The 24,828-nt window shown below is 45.7% G+C and carries 19 protein-coding genes; 12 read left to right on the forward strand and 7 right to left on the reverse strand.

All coding sequences use genetic code 11. From position 1 onward, the window contains the following. The first annotated feature begins 81 nt into the window (after window positions 1-81). The 8 genes from AC2VDX_RS21265 to AC2VDX_RS21300 all read left to right on the forward strand — a co-directional run bounded on the left by AC2VDX_RS21265 (window position 82) and on the right by AC2VDX_RS21300 (window position 12,228). Window positions 82-2,742, forward strand: a complete 2,661-nt coding sequence (locus tag AC2VDX_RS21265; RefSeq protein ID WP_486928238.1) for a PAS domain S-box protein — start codon at window positions 82-84, stop codon at window positions 2,740-2,742. Window positions 2,743-2,762: 20 nt separating this feature from the next. Continuing rightward, the gene (locus tag AC2VDX_RS21270; protein WP_378184587.1) at window positions 2,763-4,976 is read left to right on the forward strand and encodes a diguanylate cyclase domain-containing protein; all 2,214 of its coding nucleotides are present in this window, start codon (window positions 2,763-2,765) and stop codon (window positions 4,974-4,976) included. Window positions 4,977-5,520: 544 nt separating this feature from the next. After that, window positions 5,521-6,051, forward strand: coding sequence for a hypothetical protein (locus tag AC2VDX_RS21275; protein WP_378184589.1), 531 nt, complete (start codon window positions 5,521-5,523; stop codon window positions 6,049-6,051). Between the two features lie 451 nt (window positions 6,052-6,502). After that, window positions 6,503-8,485: a sulfite reductase, ferredoxin dependent gene (gene sir, locus AC2VDX_RS21280; protein ID WP_378184590.1), complete on the forward strand. Its 1,983-nt coding sequence runs from the start codon at window positions 6,503-6,505 to the stop codon at window positions 8,483-8,485. A gap of 979 nt (window positions 8,486-9,464) precedes the next feature. Beyond that, window positions 9,465-9,644, forward strand: a complete 180-nt coding sequence (locus AC2VDX_RS21285; protein ID WP_378184591.1) for a hypothetical protein — start codon at window positions 9,465-9,467, stop codon at window positions 9,642-9,644. A 162-nt stretch (window positions 9,645-9,806) separates the two neighbouring features. After that, window positions 9,807-10,841: a zinc-dependent alcohol dehydrogenase gene (locus tag AC2VDX_RS21290; protein ID WP_378184592.1), complete on the forward strand. Its 1,035-nt coding sequence runs from the start codon at window positions 9,807-9,809 to the stop codon at window positions 10,839-10,841. A gap of 63 nt (window positions 10,842-10,904) precedes the next feature. After that, entirely contained in the window at window positions 10,905-11,498 is a 594-nt protein-coding gene (locus AC2VDX_RS21295) for a hypothetical protein (RefSeq protein WP_378184593.1), read from the forward strand. Window positions 11,499-11,748: 250 nt separating this feature from the next. Then, entirely contained in the window at window positions 11,749-12,228 is a 480-nt protein-coding gene (locus AC2VDX_RS21300; RefSeq protein WP_378184594.1) for a hypothetical protein, read from the forward strand. Between the two features lie 12 nt (window positions 12,229-12,240). On the opposite strand, the gene AC2VDX_RS21305 is transcribed toward AC2VDX_RS21300, so the two are convergent. The 4 genes from AC2VDX_RS21305 to AC2VDX_RS21320 all read right to left on the reverse strand — a co-directional run bounded on the left by AC2VDX_RS21305 (window position 12,241) and on the right by AC2VDX_RS21320 (window position 14,095). Beyond that, window positions 12,241-12,576 (reverse strand): DUF5615 family PIN-like protein, encoded by a 336-nt coding sequence (locus tag AC2VDX_RS21305; RefSeq protein ID WP_378184595.1) that lies wholly within the window; start codon window positions 12,574-12,576, stop codon window positions 12,241-12,243. Beyond that, window positions 12,543-13,606, reverse strand: a protein-coding gene (locus AC2VDX_RS21310) for an ISKra4 family transposase (protein ID WP_378184596.1) whose coding sequence is annotated in 2 segments (ribosomal slippage) — window positions 12,543-13,450 and window positions 13,450-13,606 — 1,065 coding nt in all. Because the reading frame shifts where the segments join, the coding sequence is not laid out codon by codon here. The genes AC2VDX_RS21305 and AC2VDX_RS21310 overlap by 34 nt, the downstream gene beginning before the upstream one ends. A gap of 28 nt (window positions 13,607-13,634) precedes the next feature. Beyond that, window positions 13,635-13,763 carry a hypothetical protein gene (locus tag AC2VDX_RS21315; RefSeq protein ID WP_378184597.1) on the reverse strand — a complete coding sequence of 43 codons (129 nt, stop codon included), beginning with the start codon at window positions 13,761-13,763 and terminating at the stop codon, window positions 13,635-13,637. Next, window positions 13,763-14,095, reverse strand: coding sequence for a DUF433 domain-containing protein (locus tag AC2VDX_RS21320; RefSeq protein WP_378184598.1), 333 nt, complete (start codon window positions 14,093-14,095; stop codon window positions 13,763-13,765). Before AC2VDX_RS21320 ends, AC2VDX_RS21315 begins: the two co-directional genes overlap by 1 nt. A 397-nt stretch (window positions 14,096-14,492) precedes the next feature. Between AC2VDX_RS21320 and AC2VDX_RS21325 the strand changes: the two genes are divergently transcribed. Further along, window positions 14,493-14,960, forward strand: coding sequence for an excisionase family DNA-binding protein (locus AC2VDX_RS21325; RefSeq protein WP_378184599.1), 468 nt, complete (start codon window positions 14,493-14,495; stop codon window positions 14,958-14,960). 3 nt (window positions 14,961-14,963) lie between these two features. Continuing rightward, window positions 14,964-15,533, forward strand: coding sequence for a PIN domain-containing protein (locus AC2VDX_RS21330; protein WP_378184600.1), 570 nt, complete (start codon window positions 14,964-14,966; stop codon window positions 15,531-15,533). 44 nt (window positions 15,534-15,577) lie between these two features. Here AC2VDX_RS21330 and bchH read toward each other — a convergent pair whose 3' ends face one another. Both bchH and AC2VDX_RS21340 read right to left on the reverse strand, forming a co-directional pair. After that, window positions 15,578-19,369 (reverse strand): magnesium chelatase subunit H, encoded by a 3,792-nt coding sequence (gene bchH / locus AC2VDX_RS21335; RefSeq protein WP_378184601.1) that lies wholly within the window; start codon window positions 19,367-19,369, stop codon window positions 15,578-15,580. 90 nt (window positions 19,370-19,459) lie between these two features. Continuing rightward, complete coding sequence (locus AC2VDX_RS21340) at window positions 19,460-21,097, reverse strand: hypothetical protein (RefSeq protein ID WP_378184602.1); 1,638 nt, start codon at window positions 21,095-21,097, stop codon at window positions 19,460-19,462. A gap of 574 nt (window positions 21,098-21,671) precedes the next feature. Between AC2VDX_RS21340 and AC2VDX_RS21345 the strand changes: the two genes are divergently transcribed. Together AC2VDX_RS21345 and AC2VDX_RS21350 are read left to right on the forward strand one after the other, a co-directional pair. Then, entirely contained in the window at window positions 21,672-22,745 is a 1,074-nt protein-coding gene (locus AC2VDX_RS21345) for a peptidoglycan-binding domain-containing protein (protein ID WP_378184603.1), read from the forward strand. A 403-nt stretch (window positions 22,746-23,148) separates the two neighbouring features. Next, a complete protein-coding gene (locus tag AC2VDX_RS21350) occupies window positions 23,149-23,595 on the forward strand; it encodes a thioredoxin domain-containing protein (protein WP_378184604.1) in 447 nt (148 codons plus the stop codon). Window positions 23,596-23,755: 160 nt separating this feature from the next. On the opposite strand, the gene AC2VDX_RS21355 is transcribed toward AC2VDX_RS21350, so the two are convergent. Next, a complete protein-coding gene (locus AC2VDX_RS21355) occupies window positions 23,756-24,751 on the reverse strand; it encodes an S-layer homology domain-containing protein (protein WP_378184605.1) in 996 nt (331 codons plus the stop codon). Window positions 24,752-24,828 lie beyond the last annotated feature (77 nt).

A 24,828-nucleotide genomic window follows, 5' to 3' on the forward strand; every position in this document is an offset into this window, starting at 1 on the left:
TACCAGTTTTTCTTCACCAGTCTGCTTAATTTTCCAAATCTGAATAATCAATAATGGTACTTATGGAGCGGGAGTTTAGAAATGGGCTGTAATTACTCATCGAGTGGGTACAATGCTTCCCCTGACGAAACTCCCAACCGACAGGTTGGGCAGGCTTTCGTTGATGTAGAACGTCACAAACTCGAAGAAGAACTATGCAGAACGAAGGCTGAACTAGAGCGATATCGTACTCTGTACGAACATACTCCGTGTATCTACTTAACGGTAGATTTAGCGGGAGTGTTTCTTTCAATCAATCAGTTTGGAGTAGCTTATCTAAATTACACAGTTGATGAATTAATCGAAAGACCGCTTTTGTGCATTGTTCATCCTGAAGATCGGGAAAGCTTGCAAGCAGAATTCACTGCTTTTAGACAACATCTTACTCAGATTAGAAGTTGGAAATTTCGTTTATTCAGCAAGGATGGCAGCATCTTCTGGATAAAAGCGAGAGCGAAAGCTGTTTCAGAACCGATGAGCGATCGCCTTATACAAACATCTAACACAAATACCATTATTCTCCTCGTTTGCGAAGACATCGCCGAGTTTGTAGGGGAAGCTCTTGTGACTGCCCAAGCAGAAGAGGTACTGATGGCAACAAGAGAGCGATTGCAACATTTACTCACCTCTAGTCCATCTGTCATTTATAGTTGCAAGCCTTCCGAGGATTTTCATATCACCTTCATCAGCGAGAACATCACCTCCCAACTTGGCTACGAAGTAAAGGATTTTATCGAGGATTCTAGCTTCTGGGCTAACCATATTCACCCGGATGATGCGCCGCACATCTTGGCTGGAGTGTCACGCCTGTTTGAGGAGGGACGGCATACTCACGAATACCGTTTCCTACACAAAGATGGCACCTATCGCTGGATGCACGATGAGCTGAAGCTAATCAAAGACGCTCGCGGACAGGCAATAGAGATTATCGGTTCTTGGCTGGATATTACCAGTCGCAAGCAAGCGGAGGAAGAAAAGCAAAAGTTTGTTTCGCTTGTTGAGAATAGCAATGACTTTGTTGCCATTTCTTCGCTGGAAGGGAAAGTAATTTTCGTCAATGAAGCAGGGCGAAAACTCGTTGGTTTAGACAGCCTCGAAGAAGCACTTTCTAAAGATATTTCCGACTATCTTTCAGAGCAAGGCTGGTTACAGTTCTATGAAATCGTTCTGCCAAAGATGATTGCGGAGGGTTGGTGCGAAAAAGAGAGTCAACTTCGACATTTTAAGACCGGCAAACTGATTGATGTGCAGACAAGCTGTTCTGTTGTGAAACACCCGCAAAGCGGCGAATCTATGTGTTTTGCTACTATTCAACGCGACATTACCGAACGCAAAGCTGTTGAGGCAACGCTCAGAAAGCTTTCAAGCGCCGTTGAGCAAACAGCGGATAATGTAATTATTACCAATAAAGATGGCATTATTGAATATGTCAATTCAGCTTTTGAGCAACTGACAGGCTACACAAGGAAAGAAGTAATTGGCAAAACTCCCCGAATACTCAAGTCGGGTAATCATGACCAAATATTTTATCAACAACTATGGGAAATAATTCTTTCCGGCAAAGTTTTTCGTTCTGTGTTTATTAACTCGAAGAAAAATAAGGAGCTGTTTTATGAGGAAAAAACGATTACACCTATTAGAGATGCCCAAGGAAACATCACGCACTTTGTCTCTACGGGTAAAGATATCACCGAGCGCAAGCAAGTAGAAGAAAAACTTATCCGCATCGGCAAAGCGGTTGAAAGTGCCAGCGATGCAATTGGTATGGCAGATTTAGTTTGCTTTTCTATTTATCACAATCAGGCTTTTCTCGATCTATTTGAATATACGACAGATGAACTGAATGCAGCGGGGGGACCACGAGTTCTCTATACAGATTCAAATGTGGCACGGGAAGTGTTTGAAACGATTGGTAGCGGCAATTCTTGGAGCGGTGAAGTAGAGATGCGATCGCGTAAAGGTAACACCATGTTGGTTTTGCTGCGTGCTGATGCTATCAAGGATGATAAAAACCAGCTTGTAGCTCTGATTGGTGTTCATACTGATATCACCGAGCGCAAGCTAGCAGAACAGCAACTCAAGGCATCGCTCAAAGAAAAAGAGGTACTTCTAAAGGAGGTTCACCATCGGGTTAAAAACAATTTGCAGGTAATTTCTAGTTTGCTGAACATTCAGTCGAGATATATAGAAGATAAGCAAACTATCAGTATTTTTAAAGAAAGCCAAAACCGAATTCAATCAATGGCGCTTATTCATGAAAAATTATATCAATCCAAGGATTTGATCAAAGTTGATTTTGCTCAATATATTCGTAATTTAGCAATGAACTTATTCCATTGTTACAATGTTAGCTCAGATTTGATTAGTTTAAACATCAACGTTAATCATGTTTCTCTTAGCATTAATACGGCAATCCCTTGTGGATTAATTACTAATGAACTTGTTTCCAACGCCTTGAAGTATGCTTTTCAAGAAGATGTGCAGGGAATAATATATATTGAGCTTTCCTCAAATAAAGATAATATCTTTACACTTTTGGTTGGTGATAATGGTATTGGTTTACCTGAAGAAATAGATATGGAAAATCCAAAATCTCTAGGACTTCGTTTAGTTAGTACTTTGGTTAATCAGCTCAAGGGAAATCTCGAAGTTGATACAAGTAATGGGACAATATTTAAAATTACCTTTAAAGAGTTAAATTAAACTGGAGTTCGACGACCGCTATGAATCCAGTTAAAATTCTAATTGTTGAAAATGAGAATATTGTTGCCTGGGATATACAAAATATTTTAGAAGGGTTGGGATATACAGTTACGGCGATCGCTTCTTCGGGAGCAGAAGCCATTCAACAAGTAGCGGCAACCAATCCGGATCTCGTGTTGATGGATATTAGGTTGCAGGGCGAGATGGACGGTGTAGAAGCATCTGAAGAAATTCATACTCGCTTCAACATTCCTGTCGTCTATCTTACTGCTCATGCAGATGAAACCACATTAAAGAGAGCTAAAACAACCGAGCCATTTGGTTATCTTATCAAACCGTTTCAAGAAAAAGAATTAAATGCCACCATTGAAATAGCTCTTTCTAAATACAAACAACAAAATAGTTTAAAAAAAGAAAAACAGTGGTTTGCCACAATACTCGAAAGTATAGGGGATTCAGTAATTGTCACAAATAATCGAGGATTGGTGACATTTATGAATCCTCTTGCTGAAGCTTTAACAGGCTGGAAAAAGGAAGATGCTTTTGGCAAAGATGTGAATCAAGTTCTCCAGCTTGTACATACAGAAAGTCGTGAAGTTATCGAACACCCAATAACCAATGCGATTGAAAACGGTGCGATCGTCAGGTTAGCCGATCGTTGGTTACTCCGTACTAAAAACGGAACAGAAAAATTTATCGGTGACAGTGCGGCACCGATTCGAGATGAGGAAGGAAATATTATGGGTGTTGTGGCAGTCTTTCAAGACATCAGCGATCGCAAAGCTGCTGAATTAGCACTACAAGAAAGTGAAGCGCGACTCAGGTTAGCTTTAGAAGCTGCTCACATGGGTACGTGGCACTGGGACATCCTGACCAACAGCATCATGTATTCTGACCAACTGGGGCCAGTATTCGGTCTTCCCCCAGGAAGCTATCATCCAACCTATGAGGCTTTTCTTGATGCTGTCCATCCGGAAGATCGCGAGTATGTTGCTCAAGCCGTGGCGAGGACGATTGGAGAAGGTGCGGATTATGGGATTGAATTTCGAGTTATCTGGCCCGATGGCACCCTGCACTGGGTAGGAAACAAAGGTCAGGTCTACCGTGACGAAACTGGCTGTTCCGTGCGTCTGGTGGGTGTAGCGATGGATATTACCGAACGCAAGCAGGTGGAGGAAACACTGCGGATGCAAGTTCTGAGGGAGCGGTTAATGGGAGCGATCGCGCAACGCATCCGTCAGTCTCTGCATCTAGAGGAAATTCTCAATACGACAGTGGCTCAAGTGCGAGAATTTCTCCAAACCGATCGGGTGTTAATCTACCGCTTCGAGCCAGACTGGAGTGGGGTTGTGGTCGTAGAATCTGTAGACGACCGATGGATCTCTATGTTAGGTAGAAGACTTCTCGATCCGGACTTTGCAACCACCTTTGTTTCGCTTTACCAGCATGGTCGCATCCAAACCACCGACGATATTTATGCAGCCGGTTTAACTCCATGTCACATTGATTTACTGGCCCAGTTTCAGGTCAGAGCTAACTTGGTAGTACCCATCTTGCAAGGGGAACAGTTGTGGGGACTGCTGATTGCCCATCATTGTAGTGGACCACGACAGTGGCAGCAGTTTAACGTTGATTTACTACAGCAACTGGCAACCCAAGTCGCGATCGCAATTCAGCAATCAGAACTCTATCAACAGCTGGAGGCAGCTAACCAACAGTTGCAGCGCTTGGCTTCTGTAGATGGCTTAACTCAAATAGCGAATCGTCGCTGTTTTGATGAGTCCTTCGACAAAGAGTGGCGGCGGATGGCACGGGAGGAAATCCCGTTATCGTTAATTATGTCTGACATTGACTTTTTTAAAAACTATAACGATACCTATGGTCATCAAGCAGGGGACGAGTGTCTGCGGCAGGTTGCCAGCGCGATTAATCGTGTCTTGAAGCGTCCTGCCGATCTCGTGGCTCGTTATGGAGGAGAAGAGTTTGCCATCATTCTGCCAAACACTACTGCTGAGGGGGCGTTTCAAGTCGCTGAAACAATCCGTTTAGAGGTCAAAGCGTTGAAGATTCGCCACATTAATTCTCCCATCAGTGAGTATGTCACTCTCAGTTTGGGCATTGCTACCGCTCAGCCTTGGCAGGACGGCTCTTCAGAAACGCTAATTGCTGCTGCTGACCAAGCGCTTTATCAGGCAAAAGCAGAGGGACGCGATCGCGTTCTTTGCCGCGGCTAGACGCGGCTATAACCATCGTGAACTTTCCCTATGACCTGTGACGCTTGAAGTTCAGTATCTTTCCAAAATTATCGTTAATATTATAACTTTTTAAAGCTTTTTTTCCAATTAAGCTAGCTTTTCGATTTTTAGTTTCACAGGGCAAATTTATAGATTCAGGAGACTTTACAATTATTTTTTTGAAGACAAACTCTCCTTGTATTCAGACTTCCGTACCGACAAAATTGTTCCTTGAATCATTCATAAAATTGTGCCACTTCCCAAACAGTCCACTATCAAATAGCCTCTATTTGAGGAAATGCTACTTCAACCCATCGCTAGATGTAGCAAAATTACTCATCAACCAAAATATTTGGTGGTATTTTTCGGAGTTGAGTACGTTAAAGCTATTACGTGTAGAGGGTTGTCGAGATTTAAAAATTTAAGCAATCCTTGATTTAACCGAGCCGAAATTTTTTTGGCAAGTTTCTGGAACCTTTTGCTTTGGCTAACGACTTTGAATGTAACAAAGCAACTGAAAACCAGAGAATTGAAGGAATCAATTATGAATCGCGCTCTCAAATCTGTAGCTAAGATTTCCGTACTATCTGCACTAGCGATCGCTCCTGTTTTAATGTCTAGTTTGGATGCCTCTGCAAAACCCACTGGAACACGAGCAAATTATGTCGGAGTTGGTGGTTCTGCTAGCGTTACAAATGGCGGACAAGATGGCGATGCTGCCGCAGTCGGCGGTGTGATTCAAGGTCGCTATGCGGTTCCCAAGACGCCAGTTTCTATTAGAGGTTCCGTGCAGTTCACCAACGAAACCAGCACTATCATTCCGATGATTACTTATGATGTGCCTGTTACCAATAAAGCTAACTTCTACGTTGGTGGTGGCTACGGTTTGCATGAATCGGAAGGCAAGCCATCTACCTTCGGCAACCGCAATGCGCCTGTAGTGACGGCTGGCGTCGAAGCAGAAGTTGCCAAGAACGTTGTGGTCTTCAGCGATGCCAAACTGGGAATCAAGCCTTACCAAAACAGCCCTGCTTCTTCTGTTAGCGTCAATGTGGGAATCGGCTACGGCTTCTAGGATTAACGCTCTTTATATCGTTCTTGGTGGTGTTTGGTTCGAGATATTTTGAATTAACTGGCTTCTAACAAAGTGGGACAGGCTGATAAAGCCTGTCCTTTCTGTTTTTATAGCGGTTCTGACTTGGGTTCAATACACTGCACAGTAGGGGGTAGCTGTGCTACCTACCGATGGATCTCATTCAATTGAAAGCGGCTATAGACTGCTACGCTCAGAAAATTGGTGTAGGGGCACAAAGCATGACAGCCCTTACTGGCATCACTGCGTCAATGGTGTGGCGAACCGAAGGTCGGACTCTTGGGATATCGCTTTCTGCAAGAATTGTTAAAATATTGGGAAATTCTTGCCTATCGCTAAAGATAAGAAGGGTGATAGTACCATGAATGTATACGCCGTAATCCCGATAGATTTTCCGGTGATCCAGTTAAACCGTTCAGCCCCTTAGTTTCCGATGGTTAAATCTCCGATTTCCCCAGTCCAAAAGCTTTCTAAAGTAGAAGGACTCAAAGAACGCAGCAACTTTTTACGCGAACCTGTGGCAACTGAGCTACTGGAAGACACCAACTGCTTCACAGAAGATGCCACCCAGATTCTCAAGTTTCACGGATCGTACCAGCAGGATAACCGGGATAACCGGGTTAAGGGTCAGGAGAAAGATTACCAGTTCATGCTGCGTACCCGGAATCCGGGGGGCTTCATTCCACCGCAACTGTATCTTACCTTAGACCGGCTGGCTGAGGAATATGGCAATGGAACGCTACGCGCTACGACTCGCCAGGGTTTTCAGCTGCATGGAATTTTAAAGAAAAATCTCAAAGCGGCGATCGCTGCCATCATTAAAAGCATGGGGTCAACCCTGGGAGCCTGCGGCGACCTCAACCGCAATGTGATGACGCCCCCGGCACCTTACAAAAATCGCCGGGAATACGAATATACCTGGGAGTATGCCAACAATATTGCTGACCTGCTGACGCCGCAAACAGGTGCATATTATGAGATTTGGCTGGATGGCGAAAAGTTCATCAGCGGGGAAGAAACAAGAGAGGTAAAGGCGGCGCGGCAAAGCAACGGCAACGGCACCCTCGTCCACGGGAAAGAAGAACCGCTATATGGCGATCGCTATATGCCCCGAAAGTTTAAGTGTGCCGTAACGGTACCGGGGGATAATTCGGTTGACCTCTATTCCCAAGATGTCAGCTTGGTGGTGATTACCAACGCCAAGGGAGAACTACAGGGATTTAATGTCTTTGCGGGTGGTGGTTTGGGACGCACTCACAACAAAGAAGAGACGTTTCCCCGGATGGCAGATCCCATCGGATATGTAGACGCGCAAGATATCTACGATCTCATCAAAGCGATTGTCGCCACTCAAAGAGATTATGGCGATCGCGCCAACCGCCGTCATGCGCGGATGAAATACCTAATCGAAGATTGGGGCGTCGAGAAGTTCCGCGCCAAAGTCGAAGAATACTTTGGCAAACCACTGACAGCTTTTAAAGAGTTACCGCCGTTTAAATACAAAGATTTCTTGGGATGGAACGAACAAGGCGACGGCAAGCTGTTTCTGGGTATTCCCATTGAAAATGGTCGAGTGAAGGACGAAGGTAACTTTAAGCTAAGAACTGCACTGCGGGAAATTGTGCAGAAGTTCTCGCTACCGATTCGCCTGACACCCAACCAAAACTTGCTGTTTTACGAAATTGACACAGCGCAAAAAACCGAAATTCAGCAGATTCTTGACCGCTGTGGCGTTCAGGTAGACCCCAATCAAATTGACCCGTTGGTGCGCTATTCAATGGCTTGCCCCGCAATGCCGACTTGCGGTTTGGCAATTACCGAATCGGAACGGATCATGCCGGATCTCTTAGATCGGGTTCGGGCGCTGCTGAAAAAAGTGGGATTAGAAAACGAACACTTTATCGTGCGGATGACGGGTTGCCCGAATGGCTGCGCTCGTCCCTATCTGGCAGAATTAGGATTTGTCGGGAGTGCTACTGAATCTTATCAGGTTTGGCTGGGGGCTTCACCCGACCAAACGCGACTCTCCAGAGCTTATATGGATCGGCTGCACATCAACGAGCTAGAAGCCGAATTAGAGCCGATTTTCGTTTACTTCAAGCAGTCGCGGCAACCCCAAGAAAGTTTTGGGGATTTCTGCGATCGCGTCGGTTTTGATGCGATTCGTCAATTTACAGTTGACTATGAGTCGGAAGCGGTATCTCCTCAGTCAGATACCGGGTTAATTAATGAGGTGGTGCTGCCAGAAGCATCGGAAATTGAAATGGCGGCTAAAATCCGCCGTCGGATCAATGTCCGCGATGATGTTTACAGCCGCTTGAAAGCAGAAGCAGCCCGTCAGGGTAAGCCAATGACTCAATTGGCAACTGAAGTAATAGAAGCTTTCTTGCAGGCGAATCAAAGCAAGAGCGAGTGATGCGGCTAGCTACCCAGTAATATCAAGTCTGGTTGATTACCCCTAATTTCCCAGAACCCCCAACCCCTCCCCGCTTGCGGGGAGGGGTGCTTTTATTATGGGCAATTAGATGGATTTGATATGAGTCAGGACTCGCCGCACATCACCACATAGTAAGGGCAACCACAGGGGGATTGAACCCGAAAAAACGCTGTCTGGATGGGCTTTGCGTAAGTCCTGTGAGTCTGCAATTATTCAACTCAGCCCTAACAAAACACCCGCACCCTCCTCGCCCTCTGAGTTACATCTATGGCACTAAGCGTGAGAACCGAAGCGAGATTTTCTTTTCTTTGAACAGGGGTGGCAGCGGACCAGAGGATATAGCAATTCCAGGGTTGGGTGCAATACATCAGTAGGGGCATGGCAATCAAAAAGCGCCTACTGAACGTTAGAACCGCAATATATTCCACCCAACTGAGAACCGCTATATATGCCGATAAGGTTTGTTGCCACAGGTTTTCTAGTAACGCTGGTGTATCAAGTGCTGGTTCAAAGAAGGGGGAGAAAGAGCCAAATCTTTTTCGATTTCTGTTTTGATTTAGGCGCTGGTTCGGACTCTTTAAAGCCTCTTTTGTCGGCTGGCGATCGTAGGTGTCTTAGAAACCTCTTGCCACGAGCTTAATCTAGTTTTCCCAGGTCGAACACCGGCTGAAATTCTACGATCCCCGAAGTCCGGATACCCCACCAGGAGATGATCCCCAGGATAGATGAACAAAACCTATGTTCAGTTTTATCTTTATTTATCAGAGCGGTCAACTCGCTTATATTCGGTCTTAGGGCATCAGGATCTCGCAACCAAAGGGTTTCGTTAACTACATCTTTGTTTAAGGTTCGGGAAGCTAAAGGTTAATTTATTTCTTCAGATTGTGTCCGCATATACATTCGATCGAGTTAGCAATGACTCAGGGGTGTACATTTGGTGAATAAGGAGTTTAATAAAATGCGAATGAATACTTGTCATTGTTGCGGCAGTCCTCTTCTGCGTCATGCGCGGCAGAATGGGGTTTATTGGTTTTGTACTTCATGCCGACAAGAGATGCTGCCCCTAGCGCTGGATCAAACACCTCGCCAGGAGGTTCTGGGAGGGCGATCGCTCTCTATGAAGCTGGTGAAACCTTAAAAAAGTTCCCAGTGCCTCTTTGGGAAGGAAAAATTACATAATCTTTTTGCCTGGTGCTGCCGTTCCCAGGCTCAAACTGGGAACATATTCCCTGTCATGTCAGGAGTAAGAATTCATCTGCCCTGATAAAATCAGCTTGGACACGGTTAGGGGCAGTGTATCATGCTGGCAGCGGTACTTTACGGACAAACGGATCTACGCCTGGAACAGGTCGCTGACCCTACTCCCTCTGCTGGTGAGGTGGTGATTCAAGTGGCAGCGGCAACGACTTGCGGCACCGACCTGAAGGTTTGGCGGCGTGGCGGTCATGCAAAGATGCTCAAGCCTCCCACTTTGTTTGGTCACGAGGCAGCGGGGCGGATTGTGGCGGTGGGAAGCGGAGTCCAAGGTTGGCAATTGGGCGATCGCGTAGTTGCCAATAATTCTGCTCCATGCATGAATTGTTTTTTTTGTCAACGTCAAGAATATTCTCTTTGCCCTAACTTGACATGGAATAACGGCACGTTTGCCGAGTATCTAAAAATTCCCGCCCCGATTGTGCAACACAACCTGTTGCCCATCGCAGATGACTTGCCCGATGCCTTGGCGGCGATGACCGAACCGTTAGCCTGTGTGCTGCATGGGGTAGCACGTTCTAATGTGAAGTCGGGCGATGTCGTAGTGGTGCTGGGAGATGGGGCAATTGGGCTGATGTTTGTGGCGGTACTGGCGCATCAATCGGCATCGGTGTTGCTATTTGGGGGAAATGACCAACGGCTGGAAATTGGGAAACAGCTAGGCGCAGTGGAAACGTTTAATTATCATCATCTGACGGATATACCGAGTGTGGTGAAACGAACCAACCCCTGGGGTGCAGATGTGGTCATAGAAGCTACGGGTGTACCCGCAGTTTGGGAGAGTGCGATCGCTTGTGCCCGTCCTGGTGCTACCGTCAACTTATTCGGGGGTTGTCCGCGAGATACCACCATTACCGTCAATACCGAACAACTCCACTACAGCGAACTCACCCTGAAAGGCGTTTTTCACAACACCCCAAAATATGTACGAGATGCCTTATCTGTGTTGGCGAGTCGCGCCATCCCCTTAGAATTGCTCATCAGCGAACATCAGCCTTTAAAGCATTTAGAGCAAGTGTTCCAAGATATGAAGAATCGTAAGGTAATTAAGGTTGCTATCGACCCCAGCATGGCATCTTAAGAATAGCGATAGCTGAGAACAGGGTGCTGATTGGTGAAGTATGTTTGCAGGTTTAAGGTTTAAATGAAAAGCGTTAAATTTTGGTCAATTCTGTCACTGGGAATTTTACTAGCACTCTCGACCGCTAAAAGCGCCGACGCCCTACCCGGACAGAAAACAGAAGAAGTTACTGCCTGGATTAATTCTAATCCTACCCTTCGACCTTCTACAGGCGATGGGCTATTAGTGCAAAAGACCAATACAGCCGCCCAGCGATTTACTTTTCTCGCAACTGTCCTTCCTCCCGGCAGAGTCACTTTTACTAAAGATCGAGGCACGATTCGCAGCGAACGCTTTTCTTTTTTTGACATGATTAATGGCGTTACTCCACAACGTCTAAAGGAATCGCTGCGGGTAATTTATGGCCCAGATATCTATCAAGACTACGATCGATCCCGAATTGTCTACGAATATCCCACGGCACAAACTGTAGACTTAGCTCGTCGGCAGCGGCTTCCGCTTTTGGCAGCACAACAGGGAGAACTGCGCTTAGGAGAGCGATTTGCTTACTGGATGGAAATTGTCCAAACCAAGACAGGGAAGGCGTATAACGGTCACATGGTCGTTTTCTTGAGAGAGGATTTAGACAAGTTGGAAACGGAACTGCGCGATCGCTAAATAATAGAAATGGCTAATTGCTAATTGTTTAATTTACTTAGCGATTAGCGATTAGCAATCTATTGAGTGGTAACTACTTATTCCAACCCTTACCCTTATTCTTGTTCTTTCCTTTTTCTGTTTCCGCAGATGCTGTATTGCCAGCGTCTGCGGGAGCCGATAACTGTTGGCAAGGATAAAGCGACAAGGCTAGAAATCACTAACCAACGAGAAAACCTCATATTTTTGGGTTCTGATAGAAGGTGTATTCATGATCGGCAAACAAGACTACACTGCACAAATACTTGACGGGTGGATTTATCAGATCGTACCGGGACGTTATGGGCATCATCTGGAGATTTGGAACCCCCAAGGCAACCCATATCGCAGCCTAAAAGCTTTTGTGCAATACGAGGATGCTATAACATTTGCCGAATCCCTGATTGCCTTGAGTAATAACGAAAGCAATTGGGTTTTTTACAACGAGGACAGTATTAGCTTTGACCGAATGATGCAACAGCTAGTTGGCGTCGAATGCGACGACTTGATCTATAAAGAGTGGCACGTTAAATCCTATGAAGATTCTGATAACAACTGGAATCTTTATGCGATTAATCCAGTCATCGGGAAAACCGAGATTTTACTGAAACGACAGGCAGATTTACAGGAAGCGATCGCTCTGGTCAAGGCTAAGATTGATGCAATTGAGTCTACACGTTATCTCAGTTATTTGCTCAATAATGATTCTTAAGTGTAGAATTTTTCACAACGGCAGGTAACGTATTTGCCCTTCCCATTCGCCTTCAAGAGTGCATTCTGCTAATAACAAAATATCTTCAATGACACGACCAATTGAAACGTCAAGGCTAACTTCAAAGACTCCAGGCATAGACAGCCCTGCCGCAACTCGTTCGTAGGCAAACTGTGTGATAGTTGCTACGTCATGTGTAAGCAATATGCGTCCTTCTTGTGCTGCCCACTCTAGCACAGTTGGGTCATCTACTCCAGATAGACCAACATCTTGAACTCTGACAATATCGGGAGCATCCCACTCTGGCAAATATATTAGATAGCGAGTGTGCCATTGAGATAAGCACAACGCACCGAAAGTACCTGATTAACATTCTCGGTTTTCCATTGTGCCCCAGAAATTTTTACCCTTAAACCAATCTGCTTGATTGCCGACTCTACAGCTCCTGAGCCAATGGAACACAGTTGCTCAGCTTGATAATAGCTGTAGTTGACAATCCGGTGATGATGTTGCTGGAGATAAGCGCAGAAGTTTCTTGCCTGCTTTTTTCGGCAATCAGCAAACAAAGCGACGGCGGCTTCCACCTGCCCTTGCCAGAGGAAAGCCTCAGCCTGTTTGAGTCGCTTCCATGACCCACCAACTTTATAAAGATTTTCTTTCAGGTGATACCAGTCCAGAATTTCGCGCCTTGTCTCAGGTGTAGCCAATTCCTTGACCAAATTCCAAACGCCATCATGACCATCACCTAAACAGACCAATGGAGCAGTCAAGGGCTGGGAGTTGACATAATCAATTAAGCATTGGTTGTTGTCAAAAAAAGCTCCGTAGTATATGCCTTGTAGTCGCACAGCTTTATAATCTCGCCAGTGGCATCCTTGTTTTGGTTGGCCTCGCCGGCGCACTTTGCCTCCATCAACACTCACTTCTGACACAGCTTGCAGTGCTTCTGGCAGGAGCAAGTCTTGTCGCTGCACCAGTCGTTGCTGTGTTGTATGACCTACTTTTACTCCCGTCAATGCCTCGATTTCAACTTCTGCACTTTGATAAGACTCATTGGAAGACACTCGCAGGCAACACTTCTCAAGTAAAGGACTGAGCTGACTCCTTGGTTTCAACCCTAATTTTTCTGCCTGCCTCGCTTTCAGCTTGATTACCCCCACACAGCTTTTCACTTTTCGGGTTTTACCTGTATTGATTCCCGTTGCTGCTTCAATAAAAAAAGGGCGATTTCGGGGCTGACGTGTTTTAACATCTGCTGCCGCACTGTTTTTTCAATGCTTTCTAAGTCCGTCAGTTCACTCTCTTGTGTCTCTTCATACAGTAGTCCTGCTAGTTCTTGCAAACAGGCTTGTAGACGCTCTTGTTTCTCAGGATTCATTATTTAGGCAGGGAGCTTTAGTTTTTTCTTACATTCTCTCAGCACAGGTATATTTGCCAAAGTGGGATGCTCCCACAATATCTAAATCTGGTTGGCGACGTAACAAACCCCGCACAATATTATTGTTAAAGTTCTCGTCAGCTACAAATCGCAGCATTATTGATTATTCGTCCGGCGAGACAGCAGGCGATCGCGCACCCCATTGGGGTCAAACTTAGCTTCATTTTGCTTGCGTATCTCACTTGCGCGTTTTTGCCGTTGCTGCAAATACACTTCAACTTCTTGCCGATGCCGTAAATAGTAGCTGATTACAGCATATACATCAGCTAGCTGCAATGATGGGTATTGAAACACAATCTCCTCAGCAGTCGCCCCAGAATTGAAAGCAGCTACAACTGTATCTAATGTTACCCGTGTTCCGCCCACACGCACCAAACCCTCAGCGTTTACTTCCAAGGGAATGGGTTCAGATGTAATTGAAAGTGCCATAGCGCATTCACCTTCTTTATTGTTTTGATTGTAGGTATATTTTATAACTTTTGCAAAAGTTATATTTATAGGAGGAGCGATCTCATCTCTCCAAATCTTCCTTATGATTTGCTATTGCGTCCGACGAGACAGCAAGCGATCGCGCTAACGCGCCGCTTCGCTAACACACACGCCTAGAGGGTCGAATTTAGCTTCATTTTGCTTGCGTATTTCACTTGCGCGTTTTTGCCGCTGCAAATACACCTCTACTTCTTGCCGTTGGCGTAAATAAGACTGACACTAAGGATAGTGCTTAGCACTGATAACAATGCAGAACGCAAGATTTACTTTGGTCGTTTTATCGAATTATTACCATAAAATATATCAAAGACTATGGGATCCCTAATCTAAAATTGATATGACAATCCCTGCCTCTCAAAACTTCCGACCAATTCTGCCTACAGAAGAAGACGCTACTCAGGCTCAAGCTAGTAGCCAAATTTTGGCATCTTTGCAAAACAATCAGCCATATCGCACTATCAAAGTTATGCAAGATGAAACCAAGGGTGAGACTGTTACCATACCAGAGGCAGTATTTGATTTACTCGTTGAAATTTTGGCACAGATGGCTCAAGGTAATACTGTAAAGCTTACTCCAATTACCAAGGAACTCGAAGTCTATCAGGCAGCTGAAATACTGGGTGTCTCACGCGAGTATTTGTGGGGTTTACTCGATTCTGGAAAAATTCCATACACAATAGTAGGAAACACCCGTCAGATGCGCTTTCAAGATGTCATGGATTACAAAAATAGAGCTTACGAAGAAAGTATGAAAGCCCTTGATGAACTTGCAGCACAAGCACAAGAACTCAAGATGGGATCATGAGTGGTGACAAGTTTTACAGTCGTTTATGATGCTTGTGTATTATATCCAGCCGCACTACGCGATCTATTAGTGGAGTTGGCACTTACTGACCTATTTAATGCACGTTGGACAGAAGAAATTCATAACGAGTGGATGCGAAATGTTCTTCAAAACCGTCCTGATATAAAACTTGAACAGCTTACCAGAACCAAAAATCTGATGAATATCAGTATTAAAAATTGTCTGGTTACGCGCTACGAGGCAATGATCCCGCAGTTGCAACTTCCCGATCAAAACGATCGCCATGTCCTCGCAGCAGCAATCCAGTGTAATGCTAGTTTAATTATCACTTTCAACCTCAGAGATTTTCCTACTGAGGCTCTTGCACCTTATAGCATTCAGTCTCAGCATCCTGACGATTTTATCCTAAGCTTAATTAACCTTAACCGGGCAGTAGTTTGTCAAGCCGCAGAAAGGCAAAGAAGCAGGCTGAAAAATCCACCTAAAACACTTGATGAATACCTGGACACACTTCTAAAACAAGGACTTCCGCAGTCAACTGCGACGCTGAGGGAGTTGTGTTATGAGATATAGCGTTGTTGGCGGTGCAGGTGCATAAGCGAAGTCTTCTAGATTTTTTAAACAGTTACACCTTCGATTTCTGCCTCCGATAACTCGTACAATTCGCGTAGTTTCTGCAACTTCTCCTCATCGGGTTGCCAGAAACCACGACCATTTGCTTCTATCATTCTGGCGACAATATTGCGGAAAGCTTCGGGATTTGCCTCGCGCAATTTATTTGCCATTTCTGCATCTAAAGCATAGGTATCTGCTGCTTGGTCGTATACCCAATCATCGGTAAAATCAACAGTACCTCCCCAACCAATTAATGCTGTCATGCGTTGGGAGATTTCATAAGCACCACCTGAACCTTGATTCGCCATTGCTTCCGCCCATTTCGGGTTAAGCAACTTGGTGCGATACTCCATCCTCAGCAAGTCGTCTAAGTTGCGGGGGGTGGTGTCTTTAGAGAAGCTTTCGACGAAGCTGGCGCTAACTTTTTTCCCGCGTTGTTTTTCTGCGGCTTTTTTCAAGCCGCCAGTGTTGGCGTAATATTCTTGAATATCGGTGAGACCGTATTCTACAGAGTCGATTTCTTGGACAATGCGATCGCTTGTTTGCAACAACTGCGTCAGAATTTCTGGTCTAGCTTGTCCTTTGTCTTTTCTACCGTAGCTGAAGACATTGCGATCGCGCCAAGTATCGCCCAATTCATCGCCAGATTCCCAGTTACCATCGGTTACGCGATCGTTTACCAGCGAACCAAAATCACCAGCGGGGTTAGAAAATAATCGCGCTGAGGGATTTTCTACACCTTGAGATTTCAAAGCTAAAGCGTGTTTGCGGATAAAGTTTTGGTCTTCCGGTTCATCAGCATCAGCGGCGCGTTGGAATAAGTCATCCAACAATTCAATAATGTTGATAAAGGTATCGCGGAAAATGCCAGAAAGATTCGCCAGCACATCAATACGCGGATGACCGACTTCTGCTAAAGGTTTCAACTCATAACGAACAATTCTACCAGTACCTTCCTTAATAGGTTCAGCACCCACTAATTCCAGCAAAATTCCCAGAGATTCGCCCTTCGTTTTAATCGCATCTAATCCCCACAACATTACCGCCACAGTTTCAGGATAAGAACCATTTTCCTTCAGATGCTGGGCGATAATTTTTCTAGCAATTTCTCGACCCCTTTCATAAGCTGCTGGTGAAGGCATCCGATAGGGATCTAAAGCATGAATATTCCTACCCGTTGGCAACACACCAGCACCATCCCGCAACAAATCGCCACCCGGTGCAGGCGGAATATATTCACCATTAAGTCCCCGCAACAGATTAGTGAGTTCATCACTGTTTTGTAGCAATAAATCACGGATTTTTATAGCTTCATCTATCAACTCTGGAAGGTTAGGATTGATGCGAAATATGACATTCGGATATGTTTCGTGTAGGTATTCCCAGTATGCTGACAATGCTGCCGGTTTGTCTGCACCCTTAGCAACTGCCTCAACAATTTCTTTCGACAATTCAAAACAAGCATCCAAATAGCTAATTAATCCTTCTGGAGTTGGAGGTTCTCCCAGCGTGTGCAAACCAGATGAAAACAAGCGATTTTCCAGAACTTGCAGATATTCGTACAACTTCACCAAATAACGGTTAAAAGCATCTGCACTAAACATTCTGGCATTCTCAGCAGTGAAGTCAATCCCTAAGCGTTTGGCATCCTCCAATGGACAATCTGCATCGATTCCCGTATCTACAATCTTTTTGCAAATCGCTTCCTTGAGTGCATAATTCTTCTCTTGGTCTTCCCGATACTCCGAGATTAAATCGCGCAGCGACACCAGTTCTTTGTACAATCCAGCCCGACCATAAGGCGGCACATTATGGGAAATTAGCACCCCGTAGCCGCGCCGCTTTGCCAACATTGATTCAGAGGGATTGTTCGCCGCATAGATATATAGATTGGGTATATTTCCTAGCAGAATATCCGACCAAGAATAGCCCGTATTACCCAGCGGAGATCCCGGCAACCATTCAACCGTTCCGTGCATTCCAAAGTGAACGACAGCATCAGTTTGAAAATCGTTTTGCAACCACTTGTAGAAAGCGGCGTACTGAGGATGAGGTGTCAAATCGCGCTCAAACATTAGCCGCATCGGGTCGCCGGAAATGCCCAATGGTGGCTGTACGCCTATCCAAATATTTCCTAGTTGTATCCCACCAATTTGAAATTCATCTCCATAAGTTTTGATGCCAGTTCCGGTGAGGGATTTCCACTGTTTTTCGATGCGGGTGGTGAGGAGGTATCCCAGCCATTTTTCTAGGGTTTTGACATTGACGGTGTTTACCCCTTCTAAATCTCTTCTTGCCCCTCCGTTGACGGGGAGGGTTGGGGTGGGGTTCTCATCCGCTTCTTTCACCCAGCGGATTAATTCTTCCCCATCTTCCGGTATATTCCCAACATTGTAGCCTTGGTCTTTGAGGGCGTGGAGGAATTTAATTAGACTTCGCGGTACATTCAATAAAGCCGCTGTCCCCGTCGCCCCATATCCAGGCGGAAATCCATACAGAATTACAGCGATTTTGCGTTCAGCAGTTGGCTTTTGTCGCAGGGAAATCCATTTTTTCAACCTTCCTGTTAAACGCTGAACTCGTTCTGGAATCAAATAGATATCTTCTCCCACCAAACCACCGAGGGGAACTGCATCGATTGCCCCATCCAGTTCTGGCAAAGCATATAAAACGACACTTTGTAACCCGCCAATACCCTGCCGCGTCCAAGAATGGATATCCTGAATTAGCAGCGGTGCAGCGACGATATAGGGTACATTCTTGGCAGTTAGAATGCGTTTGGCTACTTCCACCTGTCGCCCTGCTTCCATCGACCCCGCAGGGCCACCGACGAGGGGAAAGCCAATCGTAGAGACAATTGCATCCACTGGCACCGCATCTTCAGACAGCGAGGAAGTTTCAATATTACCCTGCTGTCGCTGTTGCATTTCGTAGTTTGTGGTCATCCAATCTCGCACCGCCACATGACCTTCGACGCCATTGATAAAAATTGGCAAAGGTATCAACCCAGCTTTCTCAAAGTGGCGAATTAGTTGGGGAATGTAAGGCTGTTTAGTGATAACGTGCTTGCGATAAAGCAGAATTCCCACAGTTGAGTAGGGAGACGGCACTGCTGTATCCCTACTTTGATACCAATCTAAATATGCCCTTGGTGATTCAAAAAAGCCTTGATAATCGGGATGCAGTAATCCCATATTTGGAGTTTCAACTGGCGGCGGAATTTCTCCCACTTTTAATCCCAAATATTTCTCTGCCAGCGTCCAGAACATTGACGCGACATTTTCGGTTCCACCAGCGTTCCAATAACCATAAATAATCAGCCAGTTGCGTAAGTCTTGCACTTTTTGCACTGGCACAAATTTTAATAACTTTGGCCCAACTTTCAAAAAGCTAATATAACCAGCAAGTTTGTCTTCTTCTCGCCCGTTGCTAAATTTGTCGAGAATGAATTTAACAGGTTTGGGCATTCCCTTGGGCTTATCGCCAATTTTGAACGCGCCTATCTGAGTAAGACTCATCAATTCCAAGGCTGACTCAAAGACGAGGCGAATGGGGATATTTTGCACCCTTTGGCGCAACCACATCACTTGGTCGTAATCAAATAGCAGACTGCCGAAAAAGACATCTGCCCCTTGGAGTGCGGCTTCTACGGCTGCGGGTTCTGTTGTGAGGGCGCGATCGCTAAACACCCGAATATCCAACTCTGGACAGCTAGCCTGAGCCAAATGCGCTGCCTTACGATACAGGTCAGCGTTGAAAGATTCAAATCCAGCAATTAGAACAATGCGTTTCATGCCCAGAGATCCTAAAGGTTCCTACTTTCGATCTTAAGCAGGAACCTTAGCGATGGGACGCCCAATCCCACCCCAACCCTCCGATTGCTTTTAGTAACTACCTGTGAGCATCCGGCTGAAGATATTAAAGTTCTTATCAATCAAACCGATTAAACTCTGAGCATTGGAGAGCGATCGCGGTGGGTTAGAAATCAGCGTATCCAGGGCAATCAAGCGATTAAAATCAACTTTGATGTCACCAGTCCGCTCAGTTTTCCCATCGCTTTCATAAAACTTGACACCCACATTCTTGTGCATAATCTCGATCAACTCCTGCGCCATGATGCCATAGCCAATAGTGGTGGGATGAATGCCATCCAGAGAGAATAAGCCGCCTTGGGTGCGACCCGTTGCATCAGATTTAAAAAAGCGGGAGTCTGGTACGGGTGAAAGCGCTTGAAGCTCAGGTGGCAACTCGTACTGACCACCCACTTCATCCCACCAAGTCGGTCTGGCGTCGGGGTCTTGAATATAGCGCCTGGATGCCAAGCGATCCAGTAATCCAGCCATTTCAAACAGATACCAATCTCTGCCTTCTTGTCGAGCCTCGCGCACCGCATCGGTTATAGAGTCGTTGTACTGGTCAATGGCACTATCGATGGCTCGTGCCTCATCCTCTGTCAGGTACGGGTGCTTATTGGGATCGAATTCTTCTTCGGTAAGCCAAGGCAACGAGTAGTAAGGGAAGTATCGAGATCCTGGCTTCGCTTTTTCCCCCTCTTTATTTTTATTGATACCACGGGCAAAAGGAACGATGGTGACGTGAGGAATCGTTGCCATAATTACATGGCGAGCGCGGATTTGCTTAACTTCCTCAACTAACTTGTCCAGTTCAGCCTTAAAGTGAATTGGACGCCAGACAGTATAGCGATCGTTGACCGCCATATCGTCATAACCTTCAGCGCTCCAAGCCGCCTTGAATGTCAGAATACTACCCAGCGCATTATTGCCACCGATGACAACAACCAGCGTTTCAATGCCGTCTCCATCGCCAGTTTCTTGCATCCCCTCAGCACCCAGTGCTGCTGCCGCTTGCAGTGGTGTCAGCGCGTTGCCTTGTGCATCTCGTGCCGAATTCAAAACTCGGATGGCAGCGCGTTCGTTATGATACTCGACAACCTGCCGGAGATAATCGTCTTTAGGCGGATTTTTCCGAATGATGTCTAGGCAAATGTCCGCAGTGCGCGACAGGGTATTCCGCAAATCCCACCCATAGACTGCCAGGTTGTGATTAATCCCTCGTTGAATTGGGAAGCGGGAGCCTGCGTCACGTTCCCAATAATCTTCTACATCGTCCATGTAGCGGCGGATAAACAACAGCGCCGGGGCGAAATCCAACCAGTTGATGTCGCCAAACTCCCGATCGAGTTGTCGAGCCAGATTTTCTAGGTTGAGCGGAAACCCATCTCTTGGCCCTTCGTAGGTGGGATAACGCATCTGGTGAGACCAGCCCATTTCCTTGGCAATCATCATGGGATAGGAGAGGCTAGTATTAAAGATTGCCCCACTTTGAAAGCCGTGTGAGAGAGAGTCCCCAATCGTGACCAGCCGATGCTGGGGAGTGCCTTGTCTATTCACTTCAACGGAAATGCCCAGGCTGGGGTCTGTAATGGGTTCTCGCGCCTGTGCCTGAATTATTACATCGTCTGGCGTGCGATCGCGCATCCGAGATTTTCCAGAGTCTGCCATAAAGTCTCCTGATTAAAAAAGCGAACATCAGTTACCGGATGATCCACAACCGATGAGATAAAATCCGGAATTCATATTAGTTCTCTTTCGATTTTTTCCTGATAAATCAGCAACGGTTTCAAATTAGCCGGTAGAATCTCTAAGATGATAAGATTCAATTAAATATTGTAGCAATTTGTAACAATATTTTATTTGAAAACTGGACAGTAGATTAGGTAGAGGTTTTACTAGAAAAGCTGCCTCAAATTTGAGAAAATTTACTTTGACAGAAAAGCCAGCTCCTGAACTAACCACTAATTATCATGAAGTATGGAATTGATATCGGACATAATGTGCCTCCTGATACTGGAGCCAAAGGATTACACAGGAAGATGGAAGTAAGAACTAAAGTTATATCATTGAAATCTCTTGGGCATCAAGTTATAGAATGTAAGCTGTATCGCGCCAGTAGTGTAACTCTCAGTAACTGCGTTTTCTGTTAGCGTTAAAACAGCCCAAAAGCTAGACTTGATCAATGGCTTTCTCTAGGCTAATTAACGAAGAAACTTAGCAATATTCAATTTAGGTGAAATCTATGGCTTTTAATATCACTGCGCTGAAATTGCCCACACTCAAAATCGGCTCTAATGGAGCGGCAGTTAGTGCTTGGCAACGCTTTTTAAAAGAAGCTGATTATCCGATAGGAACTGTTGATGGAGACTTTGGCAAGATCAGCGATATAGCTACCCGCAGTTATCAGCAAAGAAATAACTTGCCGGTCAATGGAGTTGTGGATAATACCACCTACACCAAAGCTTTGAGCGACGGTTTTATTTATAAAGTTCCGAATCTTACGGCGGCACTTTTGCTCGCTTATCTGCGCTTTGGTGAGGCAGAGGTTAAAGATTTACAAAAGAGCTTGAATACAATATTGGTTCCAGACTTAACAGTAGATGGAGACTTTGGAGCTAGAAGTAACCAAGGGTTAGCCCAAGCTTATTTGCAAAGGGATGTGCGCTTGCGTGGTGAATTGGAGGATCTACTTTCTGCAACTACTAAGCAGAAATTAGGCGCAGATTTTATTCCAGCAATAGATATCCTGAACGCCTATGCCAAAAGAATTAGATTTCGCCTGAGTGGCCCGCATTGGTATGAAAGCTTTCCGACTAGCCGCTCGATTTCTGATTTAGCTTCACCTTTCCGAGAAAAAGTCACAGCTTTTCAAAAAGCTTTAATTGATGCGGGGGCCCAAACCGTTATCGCCGCTACCTATCGACCTCCGCAACGAGCCTACATGATGCACTATTCGGCTAGAATTAGTCGAGGAGAAATTAGAGCAGAAAATGTGCCAAACATGGCGGGAGTTGACATTGAATGGGTACATTATACGAACGCTGTATCCGTGCAAGCCGCACAACTGATGGTGGATGAATTCGGGATTGGTGGTAATCCGGTTGCTCTAAAATCTCGCCATACTGAAAGGCTAGCCATCGATTGGAACATTACCTGGGAAGGAATTATGAAAATTAAAAAGAGAGATGGCACTATTGTTAATATTGGCGCTCCCACGAATGGTGCCAACAATACGGCTCTCTATAGTGTGGGTGCATCTTATGGTGTATTTAAGCTAGCAAATGACCCGCCTCACTGGTCAGTTGATGGTCGCTAAGGCTTACTATAGCAATCCTCAATGAAGGCGAGATCCTAAGGCAACTTTTACGAAGTCGGGGATCTGAACCGCTGGTATCTCGCAAATCAAATAGGATTGCTATACCTATTTGATTTGCGAACCCCTGTAGAGACGCGATTAATCGTAGAGACGCGATTAATCGTAGAGACGCGATTAATCGTAGAGACGCGATTAATCGCGTCTCTACACTAAGGCGAATACTCGCGCACAACTCAAATAGGATTGCTATATCATTTTTGAGTTTAGATTGTAGAGACGCGATTTATTGTGTCTCTATTTATAGGTAGTTGCAGAAATTTAAATCGGGCAATGGTAAAGCAAAATGGTATGAAAACAAAAGGTAAACTTTGCTGATTGCCAAACATCTACCCAACTGATAGCTATGCAACTTCAAAGATTTGACCTCAGCGCGGTCATTATCCGCACTACAGCGATCGCTCTACTGACATTAATGGCTGGCTGTTCATCCGATCCGCTTGCAGAATCAGCACTCCAGCCAACCCAATCCTCCAATCGCGCGATCGCTACTACGGCAGAAGTGGGTTTAGCACGCCACTTGAAACGCATCAAAGCCAAATTTTACGGCGCATATTGGTGCCCTTACTGCACAAAACAGAAAGAAATGTTTCCAAAAGAGGCACTTAGCTATATAAACTACATTGAGTGCGATGCTAATGGTAAAAATCCGCGTCCAGACCTGTGCAGCAAGGCAAAAGTCAAAGGCTTTCCCACCTGGGAAATTAAGGGTCGGCGTTACTCAGGTCTGCTTTCTTTAGAAGAACTCGCCGAGCTATCCGAGTATAAAGGCGATCGCAACTTCCAAAACTGAATTTGCAGGACTTACGCAACATCACCACATTTGGGGGCAACCACAGGGGGATTGCCCCTACAAAACACTATATTTATAAGCTTTGCGTAAGTCCTGATTTGATGACACGCACCAAACGCTTCGCTCAAATGAACAATGCCATACCCCTACAATGGTTTCTTCATTGTGGCTGCACAACGGCTGGAGAGGGAATCGGTTCTGCTTGTCCGGCTTGTACTAGAGCTTGATAAATTGCAGCAGCTACCTCAGCACGAGTCGCAGCCTGATTCGGTTTGAGCAAGTTTTGATTCGGATAGTTAATCACAAGACCGGCTGCCGTAGACGCTGCTACACCTTTTGTCGCATACTGAGGAATCTGATTGGTATCTTGATAAGTCTGTAAAACTTTAGCAGGATCGGACGGCGGTTTAAGCCCTAAGCCGCTGGCAAGGGCAACCAAAACTTGCGCTCTAGGAATTTCTTGGTTTGGTAGAAACTGATTTCCCGGATATCCTTTTAAAAAACCCGTTGCCACAGCTTGCTTGATTCCTGGTTCAGCCCAGTACCCAGAGGGGACATCTTTAAAGTTCAAAGCATTCTGAGCCGGTTTTTGACCAAAAGCTTTCCGCAACGGAGCCGTAAATTCCGCCCTCGTGATCGGTTGATCGGGGCGAAAAGTGCCATCGGTGAAACCCGCGAGGATGTTGCGCTCAACCAGCGCTTGAATGTAAGGACGCGCCCAGTAATTATCGGGAATATCGGAAAAGTTGATCGCTTTAGCTGGCGCAGAAGGCGCGGCTACTGTGGCGGGGGCGACTGACGGCGCTGGGGCGGAAGGCGCGGGTACTGGTACGGGAATAATCGGGATGCCTCTCGATACCGTGTTTGGCTCGTCCGGTATGAGTAGCGTTCGGTTTGGGTCGTTCGTTGAAGCAGGTGTCGGAACCGTTTGTTGGGTGGGCGATTCTCCTGGTATCACCGTTGGTAGCGGCGCTGCTGGCGTTGGACTCGCTGTGGCGTCAGGAGTCGGAAATCCGGTCAAATTCAACCCTGGCTCCCTTCTACCTATCGACCAGAAGAAAATCGTGCCAATCACGCTGAAGGCAACAACAATGCCAATCAAATCATCAAAGCCAAGCCGAGAGGAACGTGGATCGGGGGGAGGTGAATTTGTCATTTACCTGAGTTCATGCAGCAAGTAGCTTATACCCTAAAATGCCTTGCTAAGTCATCCTTCTTAAAGCAAGAATTAAA

The sequence above is a fragment of the Coleofasciculus sp. H7-1 genome (genome assembly GCF_057473865.1).